Genomic DNA, 19,270 nt, shown 5'->3' on the forward strand with positions numbered 1-19,270 from the left:
CGGACCAACGGGGCGGCGCACCGGAACGTCCCCGCGCGTCACGGCAGATGCCGCAGATACGTCAGACCGGGATGGCCCGACAGCCGGGTCTCCCCGGTGACGGTGAAGCCGGCCCGGGCCAGTACGGCTCGGGACGCCTGGTTGTCGAGCCTGGCCGCGGCCCGCAGGAAGGTCAGTCCGTATCCGGTGGCGGCGAGAGCGCAGATCTCCCGCACGGCCGAGGTGGCCAGCCCCCGGCCCGCGGCCCGCTCCGCGATCCGGTAACCGAGGTCGGCGCCGCCGTCCGCGACGTCCACCAGGTTGACCCGCCCCAGCACCTCGCCCGCGTCGCCGACCACCACATGGAAGTAGCAGACCCCGGCGTCCTGTTCGGCCAGCAGGGCACGGTGCCGCTCCTCGAAGCGGGCGAAGTACTCGTCACCGCGGTCGGGGATGGTGGCCGCGAAGTAGGCGCGGTTCTCCTTCTCGAAGGCGAGGACCGCCGGGGCGTGGTCCGGACGGAGCAGCTGCAGCTCGGGCATGCCGAGGACAGTAGGCACCCCATCCGTCCGGCCGCCAGCGCATTACGCCTCGCGCAGGTCCTTGACCCGGCGCAGTTTGCCGAGCGAACGCTCCAGGGTCTCCGGGTCGACGACGGCCACCTCCACCGTCACCCCGACACCGTCCTTGATGCCCTGCGCGATCGTCCTCGCGGCGGCCTCACGGTCGGCGGGACCGGCGTCGGGCCGGGCCTCCACACGGACCGTCATGTGGTCCATCCGGCCCCGCCGGCTGAGCTGGATCTGGAAGTGCGGAGCCACGCCGGGCGTACGCAGCACGATCTCCTCCACCTGGCTGGGGAAGACGTTGACCCCGCGCAGGATGATCATGTCGTCGCAGCGGCCGGTGATCTTCTCGATGCGGCGCAGGCCGGGACGGGCGGTGCCGGGCAGCAGCCGCGTCAGGTCCCGGGTGCGGTAACGGACGATGGGCAGCGCCTCCTTCGTGAGCGAGGTGAAGACCAGCTCACCGCTGTCGCCCTCGGCCATGACCTCGTCGGTCAGCGGGTCCACCACCTCGGGGAGGAAGTGGTCCTCCCAGACGTGCAGTCCGTCCTTGGTGTCCACGCACTCCTGCGCGACACCGGGGCCGATGACCTCGGACAGCCCGTATATGTCGACCGCGTGGATGTCCAGGCGCTCCTCGATCTCGCGGCGCATCTCCTCGGTCCAGGGCTCGGCGCCGAAGATGCCGACCTGGAGGGAGGTGGAACGGGGATCGACGCCCTGACGCTCGAACTCGTCGAGCAGGGTCAGCATGTAGGAGGGCGTGACCATGATGATCTCGGGGCGGAAGTCCTGGATGATCTGCACCTGACGCGCGGTCATGCCGCCGGAGGCGGGGATGACCGTGCAGCCGGCGCGTTCCGCGCCGTAGTGGGCGCCCAGACCGCCGGTGAACAGGCCGTAGCCGTAGGAGATGTGCACCTTGTGCCCGGGCCGGCCGCCGGCGGCACGGATGGAGCGGGCGACGACGTCCGCCCACATGGACAGGTCGTTGTCGGTGTAGCCGACCACGGTCGGGCGGCCGGTGGTGCCGCTGGAGGCGTGTACGCGGCGCACTTCGGACATCGGGACGGCGAACATCCCGAAGGGGTAGGTGTCGCGCAGGTCCGCCTTGGTCGTGAAGGGGAAACGGGCGAGGTCCGCGAGGGTACGGCAGTCCTCGGGCCGCACGCCGGCCGCGTCGAACTTCTTGCGGTACAGCTCCACGTTGCCGTACGCGTGCCGCAGTGTCGCGCGCAGCCGGGTGAGCTGGAGTGCCGTCAGCTCCTCGCGGGACATCCGCTCGGCGTCGTCCAGGAGCGCTTCGGGAAGCGGCTCCCCCCGGCGGGTGGCCCGTGGCCCGGGCGCGATCACTTCACTGCTCATCACGGCTCCTCAATCTGCGTGCGGAGGCTGCGGCCGCGGAACTCCGCGATCACATCGTCTCCGCGCACCACGCTCACGTCGTAGACACCGCTGCGGCCGAACCGGACGCGCTCGCGTGCCGTGGCCACCAGCACGTCGCCCTCGTAGGCGGGCGCGACGAAGTCGATGTCGGCGCCGGCGGCGACGGTCACGGGACCGTGACTGTTGCAGGCACAGGCGAACGCCGTGTCCGCGAGGAGGAAGAGAAAGCCGCCGTGGGCGATCCGATGCCCGTTGACCTGGGCGGAGGTCACGGTCATCCGCAGCACGGCGGTCCCCTCACCGTGCTCGACCAGCTCGATGCCGAGCCCTCGTGACGCCTCGTCCGCGGCGAACATCGTCTCGACGGGGCCAGGCGTCGTATCCGGTACCCGGGTCGTCATTTCCACCACCTTGTGGACCGACCGAACATTCGGTTAGCGTGCGGTGTGGTCAAGTAATCCAGCAAGCCCTCCCCATGTCAAGAGGTCCCCACCGCAGCCGAGGAGGCCGCCCGATGCCGGACGTCTACCTGATCGACGGGGCCCGCACCCCGCAGGGCCGCTACGGCGGCGCCCTGGCCGCGGTACGCCCCGACGACCTCGCGGCACTCGTCGTCGGCGAGGCCGTCCGGCGCGCCGCGGTGCCCGGCGAGGCCGTGGACGAGGTCGTCCTCGGGGCCGCCAACCAGGCGGGCGAGGACAACCGGGACGTGGCCCGGATGGCGGTGCTGCTGGCCGGCCTGCCGCACACCGTGCCCGGCTACACCGTCAACCGCCTGTGCGCCTCGGGTCTGACGGCCGTGGCCTCGGCGGCCCAGGCGATCCGCGCCGGTGAGGCCGGCCTCGTGGTCGCCGGGGGAGTGGAGTCCATGACCAGGGCGCCCTGGGTGACGGAGAAGCCCGGCACCCCGTGGGCCAAGCCGGGCCAGGTGTACGACACGGCCCTGGGCTGGCGGTTCACCAACCCGCGCTTCACCGACGCCGACCGCGCCGTCCCGGCGGACGCCGGACCCGAGGCGGTCAAGGTCACGCTGTCCATGGGCGAGACCGCCGAGGAAGTCGCGGCCCTGGACGGCATCACCCGCGCGGAGTCCGACGCCTTCGCCCTGCGCAGCCATCGGCGGGCCGTGGCCGCCCAGGAGGCCGGCCGCTTCGACCGCGAGATCGTCCCGGTCCCCGTGCTTGACGGCGAGGTGACCCGGGACGAGGGCCCACGCCCCGGCACCACGCTGGAGAAACTGGGCTCCCTGCGGACCGTCTTCCGTGCGGACGGCGTCGTCACCGCGGGCTCCTCCTCCCCGCTGTCCGACGGTGCCGCGGCCCTCGTGGTCGCGGGTGCCGAGGCGGTGCGGCGCCACGGCCTCACCCCGAGGGCCCGGATCGTCGCCTCGGCCTCCGCCGGGGTGCAGCCCAACCTCATGGGTCTGGGCCCGGTCCCCGCCGCCGAGAAGGCGCTGGCCCGGGCCGGCTGGGGGATCGGCGACCTGGACGCGGTGGAACTCAACGAGGCCTTCGCCGTACAGGCCCTGGCCGTCACCCGCCGTCTCAAGCTCGACGAGGACAGGGTCAACGCCGACGGCGGCGCCATCGCCCTCGGGCATCCGCTCGGCTGCTCCGGCGCCCGCATCCTGCTCACCCTCCTCGGCCGTCTCGAACGTGAGAACGGCCGCCGCGGCCTGGCCACGCTCTGCGTGGGAGTCGGCCAGGGTGTCGCACTGCTGGTGGAGCGGGTGTGACCACTCCCCGGTCGCGGGGCACGCCGCCGGTGCGGGAGCCGGCCGACCCGGTCGGCGTCGCCCCGTACCGCCCCGTGCCCCGCGGCGCCCGGGCCGCGCCCGCCGCGGGCCCGGTCATCGACGTCGTCCCCGCCGGGGAACCGCCGGCCGGTGCCCGCGCCCTGCCCGACCGCGTGGCACGGTCCCCGGTCACGGCCCCACGCCCGGCGATACCGGTCGTGGACCCGCCGGGGCCGCGTCCGGTCGACGACGGCCCGGCGCGGGCCGCGCGGTACGAGAACGCGGCGAACCCGGACCGCGGGACACGTCGCCCGGAGAACCCGGAGAACCCGGACCGCGGGACACGTCGCCCGGAGAACTTGGACCGCGGGACACGTCGCCCGGAGAACCCGGAGAACCCGGACCGCGGGACACGTCGCCCGGAGAACCCGGAGAAGAGGAGCCACGCATGACATCGGCACCCGGCACCGTCGCCGTCATCGGCGGCGGCCGGATGGGCGCGGGGATCGCCCAGTCCTTCGCCACCGCCGGTTCCACCGTGACCGTGGTGGAGAGCGGAGCGGAGGCCGCCGCCGCGGCGCTGGAGCGGATCGGCGGCAGCCTGCTGCGGGCCGAGGAGCGCGGTCACCTGAACGAGCCCGCGGAGCGGGTGGCCGGCCGGGTGAGCGTCGTGCCCGCGGTGGACGCCCTGCCGACGGGGGCCGAACTGGTCGTGGAGGCCGTACCCGAGGACGCGGCGCTCAAGGCCCGTCTGCTGCGGGCCGCGGAGGAGGCCGTGGGTGACACCGCCGTGCTGGCCACCAACACCAGCTCGCTGTCGGTCACCGGCCTCGCCGCCGTCCTCAGGCGCCCGGACCGGTTCCTCGGGATGCACTTCTTCAACCCGGTGCCGGCTTCCGCGCTGGTCGAGATCGTGATCGCCCCCGACACCGCCGAGCGCACCGTGCGGGCCGCGCTGGAGTGGACCAGGGCGCTCGGCAAGCAGGACGTCGTCGTCAAGGACTCGCCCGGCTTCGCCAGCAGCAGGCTCGGCCTGGCCCTGGGGCTGGAGGCGATCCGCATGGTCGAGGAGGGCGTCGCCGCGCCCGAGGCCATCGACGACGCGATGCGGCTCGGCTACAGGCACCCCATGGGGCCGCTGCGGCTGACCGATCTGGTCGGGCTGGACGTCCGGCTCGCCATCGCCGAGCACCTGCACGCCACCCTCGGTGACCGCTTCGCACCGCCGCGGCTGCTGCGCGAGAAGGTGGTCCGCGGCGAACTCGGACAGAAGACGGGCCAGGGCTTCTACAGCTGGTGACCTTCGGGTGGCCGTGCGCGGGCGGCTTCCGATTGCCGGGTACCGGTGCGGCTCTTGCCAGATCCGGGAGGGCATACCTTATGATGAACCGAACGAATGGTCGGTAGGGAGTGGGTGGAGATGACTGAAGCGGCCGGAAGGGACGCCGAGCACGACCTGGAGTCCCTTTTCGAGACGACGATCTCGCGTGACCAGCGCATCGAACCGCGCGACTGGATGCCGGAGGGCTACCGCAGGACCCTGGTCCGGCAGATCGCCCAGCACGCGCACTCGGAGATCATCGGCATGCAGCCGGAAGGCGAGTGGATCACCAGGGCGCCCTCGCTGCGCCGCAAGGCGATCCTGTTCGCCAAGGTCCAGGACGAGGCCGGCCACGGCCTGTACCTCTACTCGGCCGCCGAGACCCTGGGCGTCGACCGGGCGGACCTCACCCAGCGACTCCTCGAAGGCCGCCAGAAGTACTCGTCGATCTTCAACTACCCCACGCCGAGCTTCGCGGACGTCGGGGTCATCGGCTGGTTCGTGGACGGCGCGGCCATCTGCAACCAGGTCCCCCTGTGCCGCAGCTCGTACGGGCCCTACGCCCGCGCGATGGTGCGGATCTGCAAGGAGGAGTCCTTCCACCAACGGCAGGGCTACGAACTGCTGATGACGATGATGCGCGGCACCGACGCCCAGCGGGAGATGGTGCAGGACGCGGTGAACCGCTGGTGGTGGCCGTCCCTGATGATGTTCGGACCGCCCGACGACGACTCGCCCAACTCCGCGCAGTCGATGGCCTGGAAGATCAAGCGGCACAGCAACGACGAACTGCGCCGGCGGTTCGTCGACATGACCGTGCCCCAGGCGGCCCGGCTGGGCGTGACCCTGCCCGACCCCGAACTGCGCTGGAACGAGGAGCTGGGCCGCCACGATTTCGGCACCCCCGACTTCTCCGAACTCAAGGAAGTCATCAGCGGCAACGGCCCCTGCAACGCGGAGCGGATGCAGCGCAGGCGCGACGCCCACGAGGAGGGCGCCTGGGTGCGTGCGGCCGCCGGCGCGCACGCCGCCAAGCAGGCGGCCCGGGCACGTAAGGAGACCGTCGCATGAGCGACTCGGAGAACTGGCCCCTGTACGAGGTGTTCGTCCGCGGCAAGCGCGGGCTCAACCACGTCCACGTCGGCTCACTGCACGCGGCGGACGACGAGATGGCCCTCACCCACGCCCGCGACCTCTACACCCGGCGCAACGAGGGCGTCAGCATCTGGGCCGTGCGCTCGGACCACATCGCCGCCTCCACCCGGGACGAGAAGGACCCCTTCTTCGCCCCCAGCGCCGACAAGGTCTACCGGCACCCGACCTTCTACGACATCCCCGACGATGTCCCGCACATCTAGGAGCCGGTGATGAGCGACGACCACGTCTACCTTTCGCTGGCCGAGGGCCACGACGACGGCGACGCCCGCTGGGCCTTCGGCACCGGCTTCGAGGACCCGCTGCACGGCGTCGACACCGCCGTGCCCGAGGGTGCCGACGCCGCCGCCCTGGCCGCCCTGTGCCTGGCACTCGGCGACGACGCCCTGGTCCTGGCCCAGCGGCTCGCCGAATGGGTCACCCGGGCCCCCGAGCTGGAGGAGGAGGTCGCGCTGGCCAACATCGGGCTCGACCTGCTGGGCCAGGCACGGCTGCTGTACGCGCGCTGCGGCCAGACGGACGGCACCGGCCGCACCGAGGACGCCTACGCCTACTTCCGCGACGCCGGTGACTTCCGCAACGTACGCCTCACCGAACTCCCCAACGGCGACTTCGCCTTCTCCGTGCTGCGGCTGCTGGTGTTCGCCTGCTGGCGCCTCGCCCACTTCACCGAACTGGCCGCCGCCCCCGACCCGGTGCTCTCGGCGATCGCCGCCAAGGGCGTGAAGGAGCTGACCTACCACCGGCAGTACGCCGCCGAATGGGTGGTACGCCTGGGCGACGGCACGGAAGAGTCCCACAGGCGGATGCTGACGGCCCTGGAGTCACAGGCCCCCTACTGGGAGGAACTGTTCGCCGCCGAGGACACGCGCGACGCGGTCCTCGCCGACCTCCGGCAGGTCCTGGACGCGGCCGGACTGCCCATGCCGCGCACCGCACCCCTGCCCGGCCACGGCCGGCACGGCGGACACACCGAACACCTCGCCCCGCTCCTGGCCGAGCTGCAGAGCGTGGCCCGCGCCCACCCGGAGGCGACATGGTGACCGTCCTGCCCGACGTCCGGCGGGCCCGGCACCTCGCCGAACAGGTCCCCGACCCCGAACTCCCCATGCTCACCCTGGCCGACCTCGGGGTGCTGCGGAGCGTGACGATCGCGGCCGACGGCACGGTGGTCGCCGGTCTCACGCCCACCTACTCGGGGTGTCCCGCCATGGCCGAGATGCGGGCCGGGGTCGCCGCCCGTCTGCGCGAGGCCGGCTTCGACCGCGTCGAGATCCGTACGGTCCTCGACCCACCGTGGACGAGCGACTGGATCACCCCCGAGGGGCGACGCAAGCTCGCCGCGCACGGCATCGCACCCCCCACGACGGCGCCCCGGCACCCGGCCGGTCCCGTCCCGCTGAACCTGTCACCGACCCGGCGCACGGTCGCCTGCCCGCGCTGCGGATCGGCCGACACCGAGGAGACCTCGCGCTTCGCGGCCACCTCCTGCAAGGCGCTGTGGCGGTGCCTGGCCTGCCGCGAGCCGTTCGAGTACGTCAAGGAGATCTGATGGCAGAGCTGATGGCACCGGCCGCCGGTGCCCCCGCGACGACTGTCCGCCGGCGCCGCCCAGCCTTCCATCCCCTGCGCGTCGCCGGCGTCCAGCGCCTGTGCGAGGACGCCGTGGCGGTCACCTTCGACGTCCCCGCCGCCCTGGCGGAGGAGTTCGCCTTCGGCCCGGGCCAGTCGCTCACCCTGCGGCGTGAGATCGACGGGCGCGACGAGCGGCGCTCCTACTCGATCTGCTCACCGGCCGGTGCAGCGCCCCGCATCGGCGTCCGGGAGGTGCCCGGCGGGCTCTTCTCCTCCTGGCTGGTCCACGAGGTGCGGCCCGGCGACACCGTCCAGGTGATGACCCCGACCGGAGCCTTCACCCCCGACCTCACGGTGCCCGGCCACCATGTGCTGATCGCCGCGGGCTCCGGCATCACCCCCATGATGTCCATCGCCGAATCCGTCCTGGCGGCCGACGACCGCTCCCGGGTCACGCTGTTCTACGGCAACCGGCGCACCGACACCGTGATGTTCGCGGACGAACTGGCCGACCTCAAGGACGAGTTCCGCACCCGCTTCCACCTCGCCCACGTGCTGTCCCGCGAGCCCCGCGAAGCCGAACTGCTCTCCGGCCGCCTCGACGGCGACCGTCTCGCCGCCCTCGTCGCGGGACTCGTCGACGTCCCCGGCGCCGACCACTGGTGGCTGTGCGGCCCGCACGGCATGGTGCTCGACGCCCGCCGGGTGCTGGCCGGACTGGGTGTCCCCGACGGGCGGATCCACCAGGAGCTCTTCTTCGCCGACGAGCCGGTCGAACCCGTCCGCCACGAGGAGGTGGCGACGACGGGCCCGGCCAGCGAGGTCACCGTCACCCTCGACGGCCGCTCCACCACCGCCCGACTGCCGCGCGGCACCGCAATCCTCGACTCGGCCGCCCGTATCCGCCCGGACCTTCCCTTCGCCTGCAAGGGCGGCGTCTGCGGCACCTGCCGGGCACGGATCACGGACGGCGAGGCCGACATGCGCCGCAACTACGCCCTGGAACCGGCCGAGGTGGAGGCCGGCTACGTCCTCACCTGCCAGACGTATCCGGTCTCCGAGAAGCTGACGGTCGACTACGACAGCTGAGAGGGTGGCGGCCCCCGGCGGCCCGGGCCGAGCGGGCTGCCCGGGTCCCGGCCGCGAGCGGGACGCTCCGGGGACAGTGTCCGGCGGCGGCCCGCTCGACCGGGCCGGCCACCGGGTCCGGCCACGAGACGTACCCGGACGTGCTGCCGGGAACCCCGGCGACCGTCGAGCCCGCCCGCTCCGACGTCGCCCGCTGCGCCGGGGGCGGGATCACACGGTCGTCGGCGGCGACCAGGTACCAGCTCGTCCTACGCCGCCAGGCCGGCTCCGACACCGCGCCGTTGGGGGCGTCGACGCCCCACGGAACCTGCGAGTGGGCCATGAACGCCGCCATCTGGGCGGGCACGTCGGCGGCGAAGGAGTCCGCGGACTTCTCCCGGTCCGGGAACAGGAAGCCGTCCCCGGGCGGCAGGATGGGCGGCACCGGGGCGTCGGGCGGCGGGTCCGCGATGGATGGGTGTGCTCACCGACGCCCTGGCCGGGCGCGAACGCGGCGACGTGCACCAGCGCCGCGACCTTGAGGTGACCGCCCGCCTGGGAGCTCACGGCACCGCCGCAGGAGTGCACACGAAGCCTCCGTGGGCGAGGACGACGTTCCGTGATTCCGGGCTCATGGCTTCTCCCCTCGGCGTGTCCGGCCTCACGGCCACGCGAAGCAGGCCAGAGGGCCGCCGCCGGGACCGAATCCGCCCATTGACGTAGTTCGTGGGGGAGAACCGCACCCGTGTCCGTGCCCTTGCGGCTTCACCCGGATGTTGCCACGCTGGTCGTTCACGTTGCCTGCTCCAGCTCTCGGCGCGGCGTTCGCGAGTTCGCCGGCCCGACCAGTTCCGGCCCGACCGTTCGTGCGCGCTGCTCTCCGCCCCGGCGCCGACGCGCGTGCACCGCGCCCGCACCGCAGTGACCGGCCGGACTGCCGCCGCCTCATCTGGGGAGCACACCATGGACACGAACGAGGAGGCCGCCCGCGGCCTGACCGACATCCAGGACTTCCTCTACCAGCAGGCGCATCTTCGGGCGGCCCGGCGGCGGGTCGCGGACTTCACCGCGAGGGAACCGGGACTGACGCAGAGCCAGAGGGCGGACATCGAACGCTGGTATCTCGCGGAACAGACGTATGTGGCCCGCATGGTCACGGAGCACATCGCGGCGAGCATCGACGTGGTGGAACAGCGGCATCGCGCCCGCTTCGGACACTGGCTGCGCGGGACCCTGACCGCGATGATCCTGATCACCGTGGTGATGGCGCTGTGCGTCACCGCGGTGCTGGCCGGCGCGTCGTAGCCCGGGACGCGGCCCCCGTCCGCCGTCGCACGGGGGCCACGTCGGTCCAGGGCTACCGCTGCCGCGTGAGCCAGTCGGTGAACCTGACCTCGCCAAGGCTCGCGTCCGGACCGGGCAGCAGCGTGTCCTCCCGCAGCTCGGCACCCCAGTAGCGCGCCTGCGGGTCCGTGACGACCTTGCGGGGGTCGTGCGCCGCGTCCAGCGCGATCCGGATGAACTCCTCCAGCTGGAAGGCCTCGGGACCGCCGACCTCCACCACGCCGTCGACCGGCGCGCCGACCGCGGCGCGGGCCACGGCGGCGGCCACGTCGTCGGAGACCAGGGGCTGGATCTTGGCGTCCGGCAGGCGCACGGTGTCGCCCTCGGTGACCCCGTCGGCCAGCCCCTTCGCGAACTCGAAGAACTGGGTCGCGTGGACGATCGAGTACGGGATGCCGGACGCCTTGATCAGGTCCTCCTGGGCCTTCTTGGCCCGGAAGTATCCGCTCTCCTGGAGCCGGTCGGTGCCCACCACGGACAGTGCGACATGGTGCCGCACGCCGGCGTCGGCCTCGGCCCGCAGGAGGTTGGCCGTGGAGGTGCGGAAGAAGTCCAGGACGGCACGGTCCTCGAACGAGGGGGAGTTGGACACGTCGACCACGACCGAGGCGCCCTGGAGGACCTCGGCCAGACCCTCGCCGGTGAGGGTGTTGACGCCGGTGCTGGGCGCGGCCGCGACCGCCTCGTGCCCCTGCTCACCGAGCCTGGCGACCAGCTTCGAGCCGATGAGCCCGGTGCCACCGATCACGACGACCTTCATGACGGAATCCTCTCGGAGATGTTCTGGTGTCTTGCACCAGAACAGACCGGGCACGTCCTCAGCCTGTGACAGCCGGTCCGGGAGACCGTCCGGGTTCCCGTTCCCACCGCCGCGCATCGATGTCCTCCCGAGTTGGATCGTCATGCTTCAAGCTGGCATCGCGCAGAACGGTACGGACTGGTACGAACCATTACGGAATGGTGCGGATCGGTCACGCCGTGCCGGGGTCCACCGCGTGCCCGGCCATCAGGGGTGAAGGCCGATGCCGGGGGACGACGAATCCATGGAGGTGCCAGACCATGTCGGACAGGAACACGGCGCAGGGGCCAGGCGGGCAGCCCCGTGCGGAGGGGTGGAGGACGGCGGTGACGGTGCTGCAGGAGGCCGCACCGATCACTGTCCCCGAGGGGGCCTCGGCGATGACCATCCAGGTCGAGTGGGAGCCGGGCGATCCGGGAACCCCGCCGCACCGCCACTCGGGGCCGGCGTTCGGGTACGTCCTCGAGGGCGCCGTCCGCTTCGAGCTGGAGGGCGAGCCCGAGCGGGTGGTCGAGGCCGGCGGGACGTTCTGGGAGCCCGGTGGTGACGTGATCCACTACCAGGACGGCAACGCCCTCACCGACGCGCGGACCCGGTTCGTGGTGACCATGATGTGCGCGCCGGGCCGGCCGATGCTGGAACTGGTCGACGAGAGCGAACTCGCCGAGCGGGTCCACCTGAGGGCGCCCCGCCCCACCGCGGGCTGACGGTCCGGCGAAGCAGGGCGACGAGCTGGTCCTTGGAGATCGCCGGAGCGGGCCGCGATGTGTGACAGGACATCGTGCGTGACGTGGGTCTCACCCGGTTGCTCCGGTGTGCGGGACCGGTCAAGACCAGGGCAGCCGCCGGTAAAGGCGAGGGCACGGGCCGGTCTGCGCGGCCTGATGCCTGACCGGTGCTGGCCGTGTGGCCATGTGGTGTTCATGTGCGGGCAGTTGGGCTGGGCAAGGGTGCGGTCGTTGTCAGCTCAGCTGTTCGCCGGGAGGGCGTCATGACCACACAGGCAGACTCGACACAGGACAGATCGGCGCAGGGCTCGGAGGGGTTCAGCCGTCGTCACGCGCTGGGCCTGCTGGGGAGCGCGGGGGCGGGCGTCGCCGCCACCGGGCTGCTCGGCACGGGTACCGCGCAGGCCGCGCCGGACACCGCTCCGGCCTTCCGTCTCACCGCGGACGCCTCCGGCGCGCCCCCCGTCCAGGGCCTGCACCTGACCTTCGGGGCCGACCCGCGCACCCAGATGACGGTGTCCTGGATCACGGACCGGCCGGTGAGCAAGCCCGTCGTGCGCTACGGCACCCTGGAGCACGGCCTCGGATCCAGCAAGAAGGCCCGGACCGTCAGCTACGTGGACGGCACCTCGAACCGCACCGTCTACGTCCACCACGCCCCGCTGAAGGGGCTCACCCCCGACACGGACTACCTCTACCTCGCCACGCACGAGGGGGCGGCCCCCGACAGCGGTACGTTCCGTACGGCCCCGCAGGGACGCCGGCCGGTCACCTTCACCAGCTTCGGTGACCAGTCCGCCCCGCAGGTCACCTGGGCGGCCGACGGCACCGTCGCCCTGGACGCCAACTCCACGCCCGCGACGAAGGACATCGTCACCGGAATCGAGCAGGTCGCCCCGCTGTTCCACCTCCTCAACGGCGACCTCTGCTACGCCAACCTCGATGTCGACCGGGTGCGGACGTGGAACAACTTCTTCACCAACAACACCCGTTCGGCGCGCTTCCGCCCCTGGATGCCGGCGGCCGGCAACCATGAGATCGAGAAGGCCAACGGCCCGCTCGGACTCGGCGCCTACCAGACCTACTTCTCCCTCCCCTCCACCGAGACGGACGCCGAACTGGCCGGCCTGTGGTACGCGTTCACGGCCGGCTCGGTGCGGGTGATCGTGCTGCAGAACGACGACAACTGCCTCCAGGACGGCGGTGACGTCTACATCAGCGGCTACTCGGGCGGCCGCCAGCTCGCCTTCCTGGAGCGGGAGCTGAAGGCGGCCCGCTCCTCGACGGACGTCGACTGGGTGGTCGTGGCCATGCACCAGGTCATGGTCAGCTCCTCGGACGCCAACGGCGCGGATCTCGGCCTGCGCGAGAAGTACGGCCCGCTGTTCGACCGCTACGGCGTCGACCTGGTGCTCTGCGGTCACGAGCACAACTACGAGCGCTCGCTGGCCGTGCGGGGTGTGGTGGCCGGCAGTGAGACCCTCACCCCGAATCCGGTCTCCAGGGCCACCGACGACATCGACGCCGACCTCGGCACCGTGCACATGATCCTCGGCGGCGGGGGTGTCTCGGGCACCACGAACGAGAAGTTCTTCACGGACGGCACCGGCAAGGTGATCACCGCGGTGTCGGCCACCGCCGGCTCCAACGGCAAGCGCACCTCCACCTACGTGAAGGAGCAGGCCGTCTGGGTGGGCGTCCGGGACGTCGAGCACCCCTACGGCTTCGCCGCCTTCACCGTCGATCCGGGCCGGCACCCCGGTGACACCACCCGGATGCACGTCACCTACTACAACGTCGACAAGCCCCACGGCGGACTGTCCGTCTTCGAGAACTTCACTCTGCACCGCAAGCGGTCCGACGGCCGCGGCCGCTGATCCCGGGCGGGCCGGGCGGCATCCGTCCGGCCCGCTGCACGGCTTCGACCCCCCGTCCGCAATGGCCGAAAACCGACGAACTCCCGTCAGATCGGCAGGGATTATACCGAAGCGCGCACTGGAAATACTTGGTTAAGCAAGTATATGCTCCCCGGTGGGGCGGTCGGCGGACAGACGCGTGACCGGTGTCCCGGTTCAACAACATGACGAGCTTGTGGAAGGAAGTGCCGTGGCACCGGTGCTGGTCGGACTAGAAGGTCTGCTGGCGGGGGAGCGCATCCCGGTCCTGGACACCCGCGTCACCTTCGGACGCAACTCGGAGAACACCGTCGTCATCTCCAGCCTCAGCGTCTCCCGCTTCCACGCGGAGATCGTCTTCGACGAGGACAAGGGTTACGTCCTGCGTGACCTGGAGAGCAGCAACGGCACCCTGGTCAACGGGGAGGAAGTGGAGTCCCGGCTGCTGCAGCCCGGTGACGAGATCTCCCTGGGTGACCAGGAGTTCCGCTTCGAGGTCGCGGACGCCATGGAGACGCTGATGGCGCTCTCCCTGCCGCGCTCCGTGACGCACGGCGCCAAGGAGAGCGAAAGCGGGCCCGTCCTGCGGGTCACGGTGGCCGGCGGCGGCCCGGTCGGCCTGTCCTTCGCCCTGCTCCTGGAGCACTTCCTCGGACCCCAGGCGCAGATCACGGTCTACGACGGCAGGTGGCGCAAGCAGGGCCGCGCCATCGTCTGGAAGAGCCCGGAGGAGGGCAACGTCCGGCGGCTGCAGGTGGTGACCGTGCAGAGCCGCCAGTACCTCGCCTGGCCCGAGGAGGTCCGGGAGCGGCTCTTCGACCCCGAGCACTACACCGAGATGTGGCCCTCCGGCCCGGACTCGGTCGGCGACAACCACCCGCGCAACATGCGCATCGCCTACATCGAGGACCGCCTGCTGGAGCTGGCGAACGAGAAGCGGGACCGGATCCGGCTCATACCCGCCCGGTTCGACGCGGAGGAGCAGCAGGAGGCTCTCGCCACCCAGCACGTGCTCGCGATCTGCGACGGCGGCCGCTCGCGCACCCGGGAGCGCTTCGCCGCCCGCTTCGGCAAGGCCGACGAGTCGATCTACTCCCTCGACGGGCGCCACCTCCAGGACGTCGTCCTCGGCCTGCGCGTCAAGTCCGGCCTGACCGACCCCATGGCGGTGCTGCTGACCGTCGCCCAGAACCGCTTCCTGCTCAACTCGCTGCGTGGCGAGGGCTTCCTCAACATGCGCCTGACCGACACCGAGGCCGCGGAGGTCATCGGCCTGGACCCGGTCCGCCGCGTCTTCGAGGAGTGCATCGCCTCCCGGCCGTGCCTGATGGACCGCGACCAGTACGGCGACTTCCAGTGCGCGACCCACGGCACGCTGTTCCTGCCCGCCCTGGTCAAGGGCTCGCCGCTGTGGCGCCGGGTTCGCGAGGGGCTGCTGCTGTTCGGCGTCGAGTCCGACGACCTGTCGGCGGTCACCAGCTTCCGCCTCGACATGGTGCAACGCCCGCGTTTCTCCGCCGAGTTGCTGCCACCGACCGCCAACTCGCCGGGCACCTACGGCTTCCTCCTCGGCGACGCCGCCAACGCCATCCACTTCTGGCCGGGCCGCGGCCTGAACAGCGGCCTGGCGTCCGCTGTCTCGCTGGCCCGGTCCCTGAACGGGGCGTGGAACGGACGGCCGTTCCGGGACGCGGACTTCCTGCGGCACGAGGCGGCCATGTCGATGCTCCAGTACCGGCACAAGAGCCGGGCCTGGAAGGCGATGGTCACCACCGACGACCAGGGTGTGACCTGGGCCATCAAGGACATCATCGGCCACGGCATCGACGGGATCCCCGACGAGCCCGACCGCGAGGCGGACACCAAGACGCTGCTGGAGCGCATGCAGGCCATCCGCGCGCGGCTGGCCCTGCGGCTGGAGGGAATGCCGGACGACGAGGCGATCCTGGAGCGCCTGCGCACCCTGCAGCCCGCCACCCTGCGGATGCTCGTCCTCAGCGGCGCCTGGGACACGCTGACCATGGGCGGTGAAGAGGTCGACATCGACATCTTCTACGGCGAGGACTCCTCCGCGGCGGCCGCGGCGGTCGGCGCGCTCGAGCCGGCGGCCAAGCCGTAGGACGGACCGTCCGCCGGGCACCCGCCGCCGCTCACCGCGGCGGCGGGCGTGCCGGAGGTCAGGTGCGGGGGCGGTGGCCCTTCTCCTGGTGCGGGTAGCTCTGGTCGGCCTGCGGGAGCGTGGGCTTGGGGAGCGTGGCGACCTCCTCCTTGGCCTTCTCCAGCTGCTCGGCCGTGTCGTGCGGCAGGCGCGGCGGGCGCGGACGGCCCTCACGGAACCGGAAGGCGCTGGTGAGGTCGCCGAAGGTCTGGCGGCGCCAGTCGGTGACGTTCGGCTCCTCGACGCCGGTGAAGCGTTCGAGGAACTGCAGCGCGGAGGTGTGGTCGAAGGCCTCGGTGGCGACCCAGCCGCCCACCGTCCACGGCGAGACGATGATGGCGGGGACCCGGAAGCCGCCGCCGATCGGCAGGCCCTGGATGAACTCGTCCTTGGTGCCCGCCGGCGGGGTCGGCGGCGCCACGTGGTCGAACAGGCCGTCGTTCTCGTCGTAGTTGAGGATGAACGCGGTCTTGCGCCACACCTTGGGGTTCGACGCGATCGCCTCGATCTTGGAGGCCACATAGTCGGCGCCCGCGGCCGGCAGGTAGTTCGGGTGCTCCGACTGGTAGCTGGTGGGGCAGATCCAGGACACGGTCGGCAGACGGTCGTTGCGGGCGTCGTCCTCGAAGGTGCCCTGCGGCTGCGGGCGTACGCCCCGTTCGTACAGGTCGGAGCCGGGCTGCGCGTTCTTGAACGACGCGAACTGCTCGAGCATGTTGGTGCCGTAGTCGTCCTCCTCCTGGTACACCTTCCAGCTGACGCCGGCGGCCTGGAGGCGCTCGGCGTAGGTGGTCCAGCGGTAGGGAGTCGGTGCGACGTTGCTGATGATCGGGCCGCCCAGGGTGCCGCCGGGGTCGATGGACCCGGTCATCCACATCAGCCGGTTCGGCCAGGTGGGGCCGAAGACGGAGCAGAAGTAGTTGTCGCAGATGGTGAAGGTCTCCGCGAGGGCGAACTGGAAGGGGATGTCCTTGCGGGTGTAGTAGCCCATCACATACGGGCCGTTCACGCCGTCGGCCTTGCGGTGGGCGGGCAGCCACTGGTCCATCTTGCCGTTGTTCCAGGCCTGGTGCTGTACGGACCAGGCGTGGCTGGTGGAGGGGATGGCCTGGGCACTGGAGGTGTGCGTGTCGAGGTGGAAGGGCAGCAGGTAGCCCTTGGGGTTGACGGCGTCGGGCTGGTAGAAGACGGACTGCCCGTTGTCCAGCTTCAGCGCGTGCGGGTCGGCGAAGCCGCGGACGCCGGAGAGAGTGCCGAAGTAGTGGTCGAAGGACCGGTTCTCCTGCATCAGCATGACGACGTGTTCGATGTCGCGCAGCGAGCTGTTCCTCGGCGGTCCGGCGGCGACGGCCTGCTGGACGCTGGGCGGCAGCAGGGAGAGGGCCGCGGCGCCGCCGAGCGCGCCGGCGGCGGAGCCCAGGAGTCTGCGACGGGTCAACTCGGCCATGGATGCTCCTTTTCTCAAGTTCTCGGGGGCGAGAACCTTTGCGGGAGTGACGGCGGGCCCGGCCGCGAGGACGGGCCGCCGTTCACTGTGGGCCCCGGGAGGTGGGGGGCATCAGGGGCGGCTGATGAACTCCGGGCCAACGCACGGAAGGAGTTGGCCAGGTGTTTGCCTCCGACACCCGCTCTTCGCGCGGGTGTCGCCGAGCGTTGAAGAACGTCGGCTGTTGCGCGAGTCGTCTCACCGGCCCGGTGCGAGGACGTAGGTGTTGAGGGTGCCGACGGTCGTGAGCGGCGCGGGCGAGCCGGTGTCGTATCGGTCCACGGCGACGTAGTTGGGCTTCTTGCGGGCGGCCGGAGCCCAGAAGTTCTGGGCCCGGTTGAGGAGCTTGCCGTTGTCGGTGGCGGCGGTGGAGCCGATCGGGTAGTCCCGGAAGTGGTTCATGACGAAGAGCGGGTGGAAGGCCGCCGAGTCGGTGGTGAGGGGTCTGTCGGTGCCCCAGCGGCTGTAGCAGGACCAGTCGGAGCCGCCTATGCCGCCGCCCATGGACCAGTAGTTCTCCACGGTCCATTCGCGCTGGTACATCACGCCGAAGGTGTCACGGGTGGCCCAGCCGCTCGCGGTGTCGCTCGCCCGGGTCCGGTCGCTGAAGATCAGCAGCTGTCTGCCGCGGGCGGCCAGGTCGGCCATCGTGGGCCAGCCCCTGGCCGCGACACCCTCCTGGTCCGGCCGGTACAGCACGTCGGAGAGGCCGTTGACCGAGGCCAGGGAGGACTTCAGCACGTCGGAGGAGGCGTAGTCCTCCAGGAAGACCGTGGCGAACCGGCCGGGGTCGGCCTTGAGGAAGTCGACGATGCGCTGGAGGTCGGTGGCGAGCGGGACGGGGCTGCTGACGCCGTCACAGCTGTTGTGACAGAGCACGGCCCGGCCGGAGACCGTGTAGTCGTCGAGCATGAAGCCGCGGACGCCGTCGGACAGCTGCCGGCTGATGCCGTAGTTCTGGTTGGGGAACAGGCTGACCGGGAACGAGGCGAAGTTCCCGTCGGAGCCGTTGGCGAAGGCGTTGTGCGCGGTCAGGAAGGTGACCTGGTCCAGGGTGCGGGTGTCGGCGGAGGGCATCGCCGTGGTGGCGTAGGAGGTCGGGGTGAGGTACCAGCGGGCCGGGTCGCCCGCGGGGCCGAGCTGTACGGCGCCGGAGGCGGAGCCGGTGAGGTACTGCGAGGTTCCGGGGACGGCGACGGTCCAGGTGCTGTCGGCGCCGGCCGTGAGGGTCCAGGTGGTGCCGTCCGCGCCGCAGGCCGCGGTCACCGCGGCGGTGGCGCTGCGTCCCAGGCAGGTACCGGACTCGTCGGAGTTCCGGAGCTGGTAGCCGCCGGCGGCCGCGACGGCTGTCCACTGCTGGTGGTCTTCGTTGCCCTTGGGGTTGTGGGCCGCCACGGTGCCACCGCTGTCGGCGGCGTTCAGGCCGGTGACGACGTTCTGCAGGTAGACCGGTGCGGCGGGGACGGCCGCCGAAGCGGTCCCCGGCAGCAGGGCGGGCACCGGCAGGGCGAGGAGGGCGGAACAGCACAGGACGCGCAGGGGGCGCAGTCGCACGGGATTTCCCTTCACTCCGACACGGGATACCAACGCTGTCAGAGGCATGAGATACCGGGTGGGACGTGTGCCGCGCCAGTGCGACGGACCGAATTCCCGCCGCTGTGACGCAATGTGAGGAACCGTCAGATGAATTTCGGCCGTGCGTAGTCGTGGAACCGCGCGTCCGCCGGCGCGGACTCGAACGGGTGCTCCACGCGGGCCTCACCCGCGAAGCACCGCGCGGCGTGCCCTGGCATCCGGGGCCCGCAGGTCCCGTGGCCCATGAGGTCCGCGCGGATCGGCGCGGCCCGCGCCGCGGCCGGTGGGCTCTCCCGGCAGGGCCTCTGCAACGTCCTGGACGATCTGGCCGAGGCGGAGCTCGTCCGCTGCATCGAGCCCGCCGGTTCACCCGTCCGGTACGAGCTGCGGGTCGGCGACAACCACCATCACCTCGTCCGCCGCCGCTGCGGTCTGATCGAGGACGTCGACTGCAGCGTCGGCGCGGCGCCCTGTCTGACGCCCGGAAAGGATCTGGATAA

18 protein-coding genes and 1 pseudogene are annotated in these 19,270 nt (G+C 71.6%); 13 read left to right on the top strand and 6 right to left on the bottom strand.

The window, feature by feature from the left end; translation table 11 throughout:
• Nucleotides 1-38: 38 nt before the first annotated feature.
• The 3 genes from ACFXI4_RS31555 to paaI are packed head-to-tail and all read right to left on the bottom strand — an operon-like array spanning nucleotide 39 to nucleotide 2,332.
• Nucleotides 39-521 carry a GNAT family N-acetyltransferase gene (locus ACFXI4_RS31555; RefSeq protein WP_362728375.1) on the bottom strand — a complete coding sequence of 161 codons (483 nt, stop codon included), beginning with the start codon at nucleotides 519-521 and terminating at the stop codon, nucleotides 39-41.
• A gap of 42 nt (nucleotides 522-563) precedes the next feature.
• Nucleotides 564-1,910: a phenylacetate--CoA ligase PaaK gene (gene paaK, locus ACFXI4_RS31560; protein WP_384997314.1), complete on the bottom strand. Its 1,347-nt coding sequence runs from the start codon at nucleotides 1,908-1,910 to the stop codon at nucleotides 564-566.
• A complete protein-coding gene (gene paaI, locus ACFXI4_RS31565; RefSeq protein ID WP_384997317.1) occupies nucleotides 1,910-2,332 on the bottom strand; it encodes a hydroxyphenylacetyl-CoA thioesterase PaaI in 423 nt (140 codons plus the stop codon). Before paaI ends, paaK begins: the two co-directional genes overlap by 1 nt.
• A 113-nt stretch (nucleotides 2,333-2,445) precedes the next feature.
• Here paaI and ACFXI4_RS31570 point away from each other — a divergent pair, with 113 nt between their 5' ends.
• The 9 genes from ACFXI4_RS31570 to ACFXI4_RS31610 all read left to right on the top strand — a co-directional run bounded on the left by ACFXI4_RS31570 (nucleotide 2,446) and on the right by ACFXI4_RS31610 (nucleotide 10,090).
• Nucleotides 2,446-3,666 (top strand): thiolase family protein, encoded by a 1,221-nt coding sequence (locus tag ACFXI4_RS31570; RefSeq protein ID WP_384997319.1) that lies wholly within the window; start codon nucleotides 2,446-2,448, stop codon nucleotides 3,664-3,666.
• Nucleotides 3,663-4,118 (top strand): hypothetical protein, encoded by a 456-nt coding sequence (locus ACFXI4_RS31575; protein WP_384997321.1) that lies wholly within the window; start codon nucleotides 3,663-3,665, stop codon nucleotides 4,116-4,118. Before ACFXI4_RS31570 ends, ACFXI4_RS31575 begins: the two co-directional genes overlap by 4 nt.
• Entirely contained in the window at nucleotides 4,115-4,966 is an 852-nt protein-coding gene (locus tag ACFXI4_RS31580; RefSeq protein WP_384997323.1) for a 3-hydroxyacyl-CoA dehydrogenase family protein, read from the top strand. Before ACFXI4_RS31575 ends, ACFXI4_RS31580 begins: the two co-directional genes overlap by 4 nt.
• Before the next feature lie 120 nt (nucleotides 4,967-5,086).
• A complete protein-coding gene (gene paaA / locus ACFXI4_RS31585) occupies nucleotides 5,087-6,058 on the top strand; it encodes a 1,2-phenylacetyl-CoA epoxidase subunit PaaA (protein WP_362720306.1) in 972 nt (323 codons plus the stop codon).
• Nucleotides 6,055-6,345 (top strand): 1,2-phenylacetyl-CoA epoxidase subunit PaaB, encoded by a 291-nt coding sequence (paaB, locus tag ACFXI4_RS31590; protein WP_362720303.1) that lies wholly within the window; start codon nucleotides 6,055-6,057, stop codon nucleotides 6,343-6,345. The genes paaA and paaB overlap by 4 nt, the downstream gene beginning before the upstream one ends.
• A gap of 9 nt (nucleotides 6,346-6,354) precedes the next feature.
• On the top strand, nucleotides 6,355-7,185 hold the full coding sequence (paaC, locus tag ACFXI4_RS31595) for a 1,2-phenylacetyl-CoA epoxidase subunit PaaC (protein WP_384997326.1): 831 nt from the start codon (nucleotides 6,355-6,357) through the stop codon (nucleotides 7,183-7,185).
• Complete coding sequence (gene paaD, locus ACFXI4_RS31600; RefSeq protein WP_384997328.1) at nucleotides 7,179-7,694, top strand: 1,2-phenylacetyl-CoA epoxidase subunit PaaD; 516 nt, start codon at nucleotides 7,179-7,181, stop codon at nucleotides 7,692-7,694. The genes paaC and paaD overlap by 7 nt, the downstream gene beginning before the upstream one ends.
• An 11-nt stretch (nucleotides 7,695-7,705) precedes the next feature.
• On the top strand, nucleotides 7,706-8,806 hold the full coding sequence (gene paaE, locus ACFXI4_RS31605) for a 1,2-phenylacetyl-CoA epoxidase subunit PaaE (protein WP_384997434.1): 1,101 nt from the start codon (nucleotides 7,706-7,708) through the stop codon (nucleotides 8,804-8,806).
• Between the two features lie 942 nt (nucleotides 8,807-9,748).
• Nucleotides 9,749-10,090, top strand: coding sequence for a hypothetical protein (locus ACFXI4_RS31610; protein ID WP_362724695.1), 342 nt, complete (start codon nucleotides 9,749-9,751; stop codon nucleotides 10,088-10,090).
• Between the two features lie 52 nt (nucleotides 10,091-10,142).
• Here the strand turns inward: ACFXI4_RS31610 and ACFXI4_RS31615 are convergent, their stop codons facing one another.
• The gene (locus ACFXI4_RS31615; protein ID WP_384997330.1) at nucleotides 10,143-10,889 is read right to left on the bottom strand and encodes an SDR family oxidoreductase; all 747 of its coding nucleotides are present in this window, start codon (nucleotides 10,887-10,889) and stop codon (nucleotides 10,143-10,145) included.
• A 299-nt stretch (nucleotides 10,890-11,188) separates the two neighbouring features.
• On the opposite strand from ACFXI4_RS31615, the gene ACFXI4_RS31620 reads away from it, so the two are divergent.
• The 3 genes from ACFXI4_RS31620 (at nucleotide 11,189) to ACFXI4_RS31630 (ending at nucleotide 15,670) form a co-directional block, all read left to right on the top strand.
• The gene (locus ACFXI4_RS31620) at nucleotides 11,189-11,635 is read left to right on the top strand and encodes a cupin domain-containing protein (protein WP_384997332.1); all 447 of its coding nucleotides are present in this window, start codon (nucleotides 11,189-11,191) and stop codon (nucleotides 11,633-11,635) included.
• 284 nt (nucleotides 11,636-11,919) lie between these two features.
• Nucleotides 11,920-13,533: a purple acid phosphatase family protein gene (locus tag ACFXI4_RS31625; RefSeq protein ID WP_384997334.1), complete on the top strand. Its 1,614-nt coding sequence runs from the start codon at nucleotides 11,920-11,922 to the stop codon at nucleotides 13,531-13,533.
• A gap of 229 nt (nucleotides 13,534-13,762) precedes the next feature.
• Nucleotides 13,763-15,670 carry an FHA domain-containing protein gene (locus tag ACFXI4_RS31630; protein ID WP_384997336.1) on the top strand — a complete coding sequence of 636 codons (1,908 nt, stop codon included), beginning with the start codon at nucleotides 13,763-13,765 and terminating at the stop codon, nucleotides 15,668-15,670.
• 58 nt (nucleotides 15,671-15,728) lie between these two features.
• Here the strand turns inward: ACFXI4_RS31630 and ACFXI4_RS31635 are convergent, their stop codons facing one another.
• A complete protein-coding gene (locus tag ACFXI4_RS31635) occupies nucleotides 15,729-17,156 on the bottom strand; it encodes an alkaline phosphatase family protein (RefSeq protein ID WP_362728945.1) in 1,428 nt (475 codons plus the stop codon).
• 237 nt (nucleotides 17,157-17,393) lie between these two features.
• On the bottom strand, nucleotides 17,394-18,797 hold the full coding sequence (locus ACFXI4_RS31640) for an RICIN domain-containing protein (RefSeq protein WP_384997339.1): 1,404 nt from the start codon (nucleotides 18,795-18,797) through the stop codon (nucleotides 17,394-17,396).
• A 216-nt stretch (nucleotides 18,798-19,013) separates the two neighbouring features.
• Here ACFXI4_RS31640 and ACFXI4_RS31645 point away from each other — a divergent pair.
• Nucleotides 19,014-19,160, top strand: a pseudogene (locus ACFXI4_RS31645) (transcriptional repressor); the annotation flags it as partial.
• Nucleotides 19,161-19,270: the final 110 nt, after the last annotated feature.

Source organism: Streptomyces sp. NPDC059224, from assembly GCF_042754285.1.
Taxonomy (GTDB): domain Bacteria; phylum Actinomycetota; class Actinomycetes; order Streptomycetales; family Streptomycetaceae; genus Streptomyces.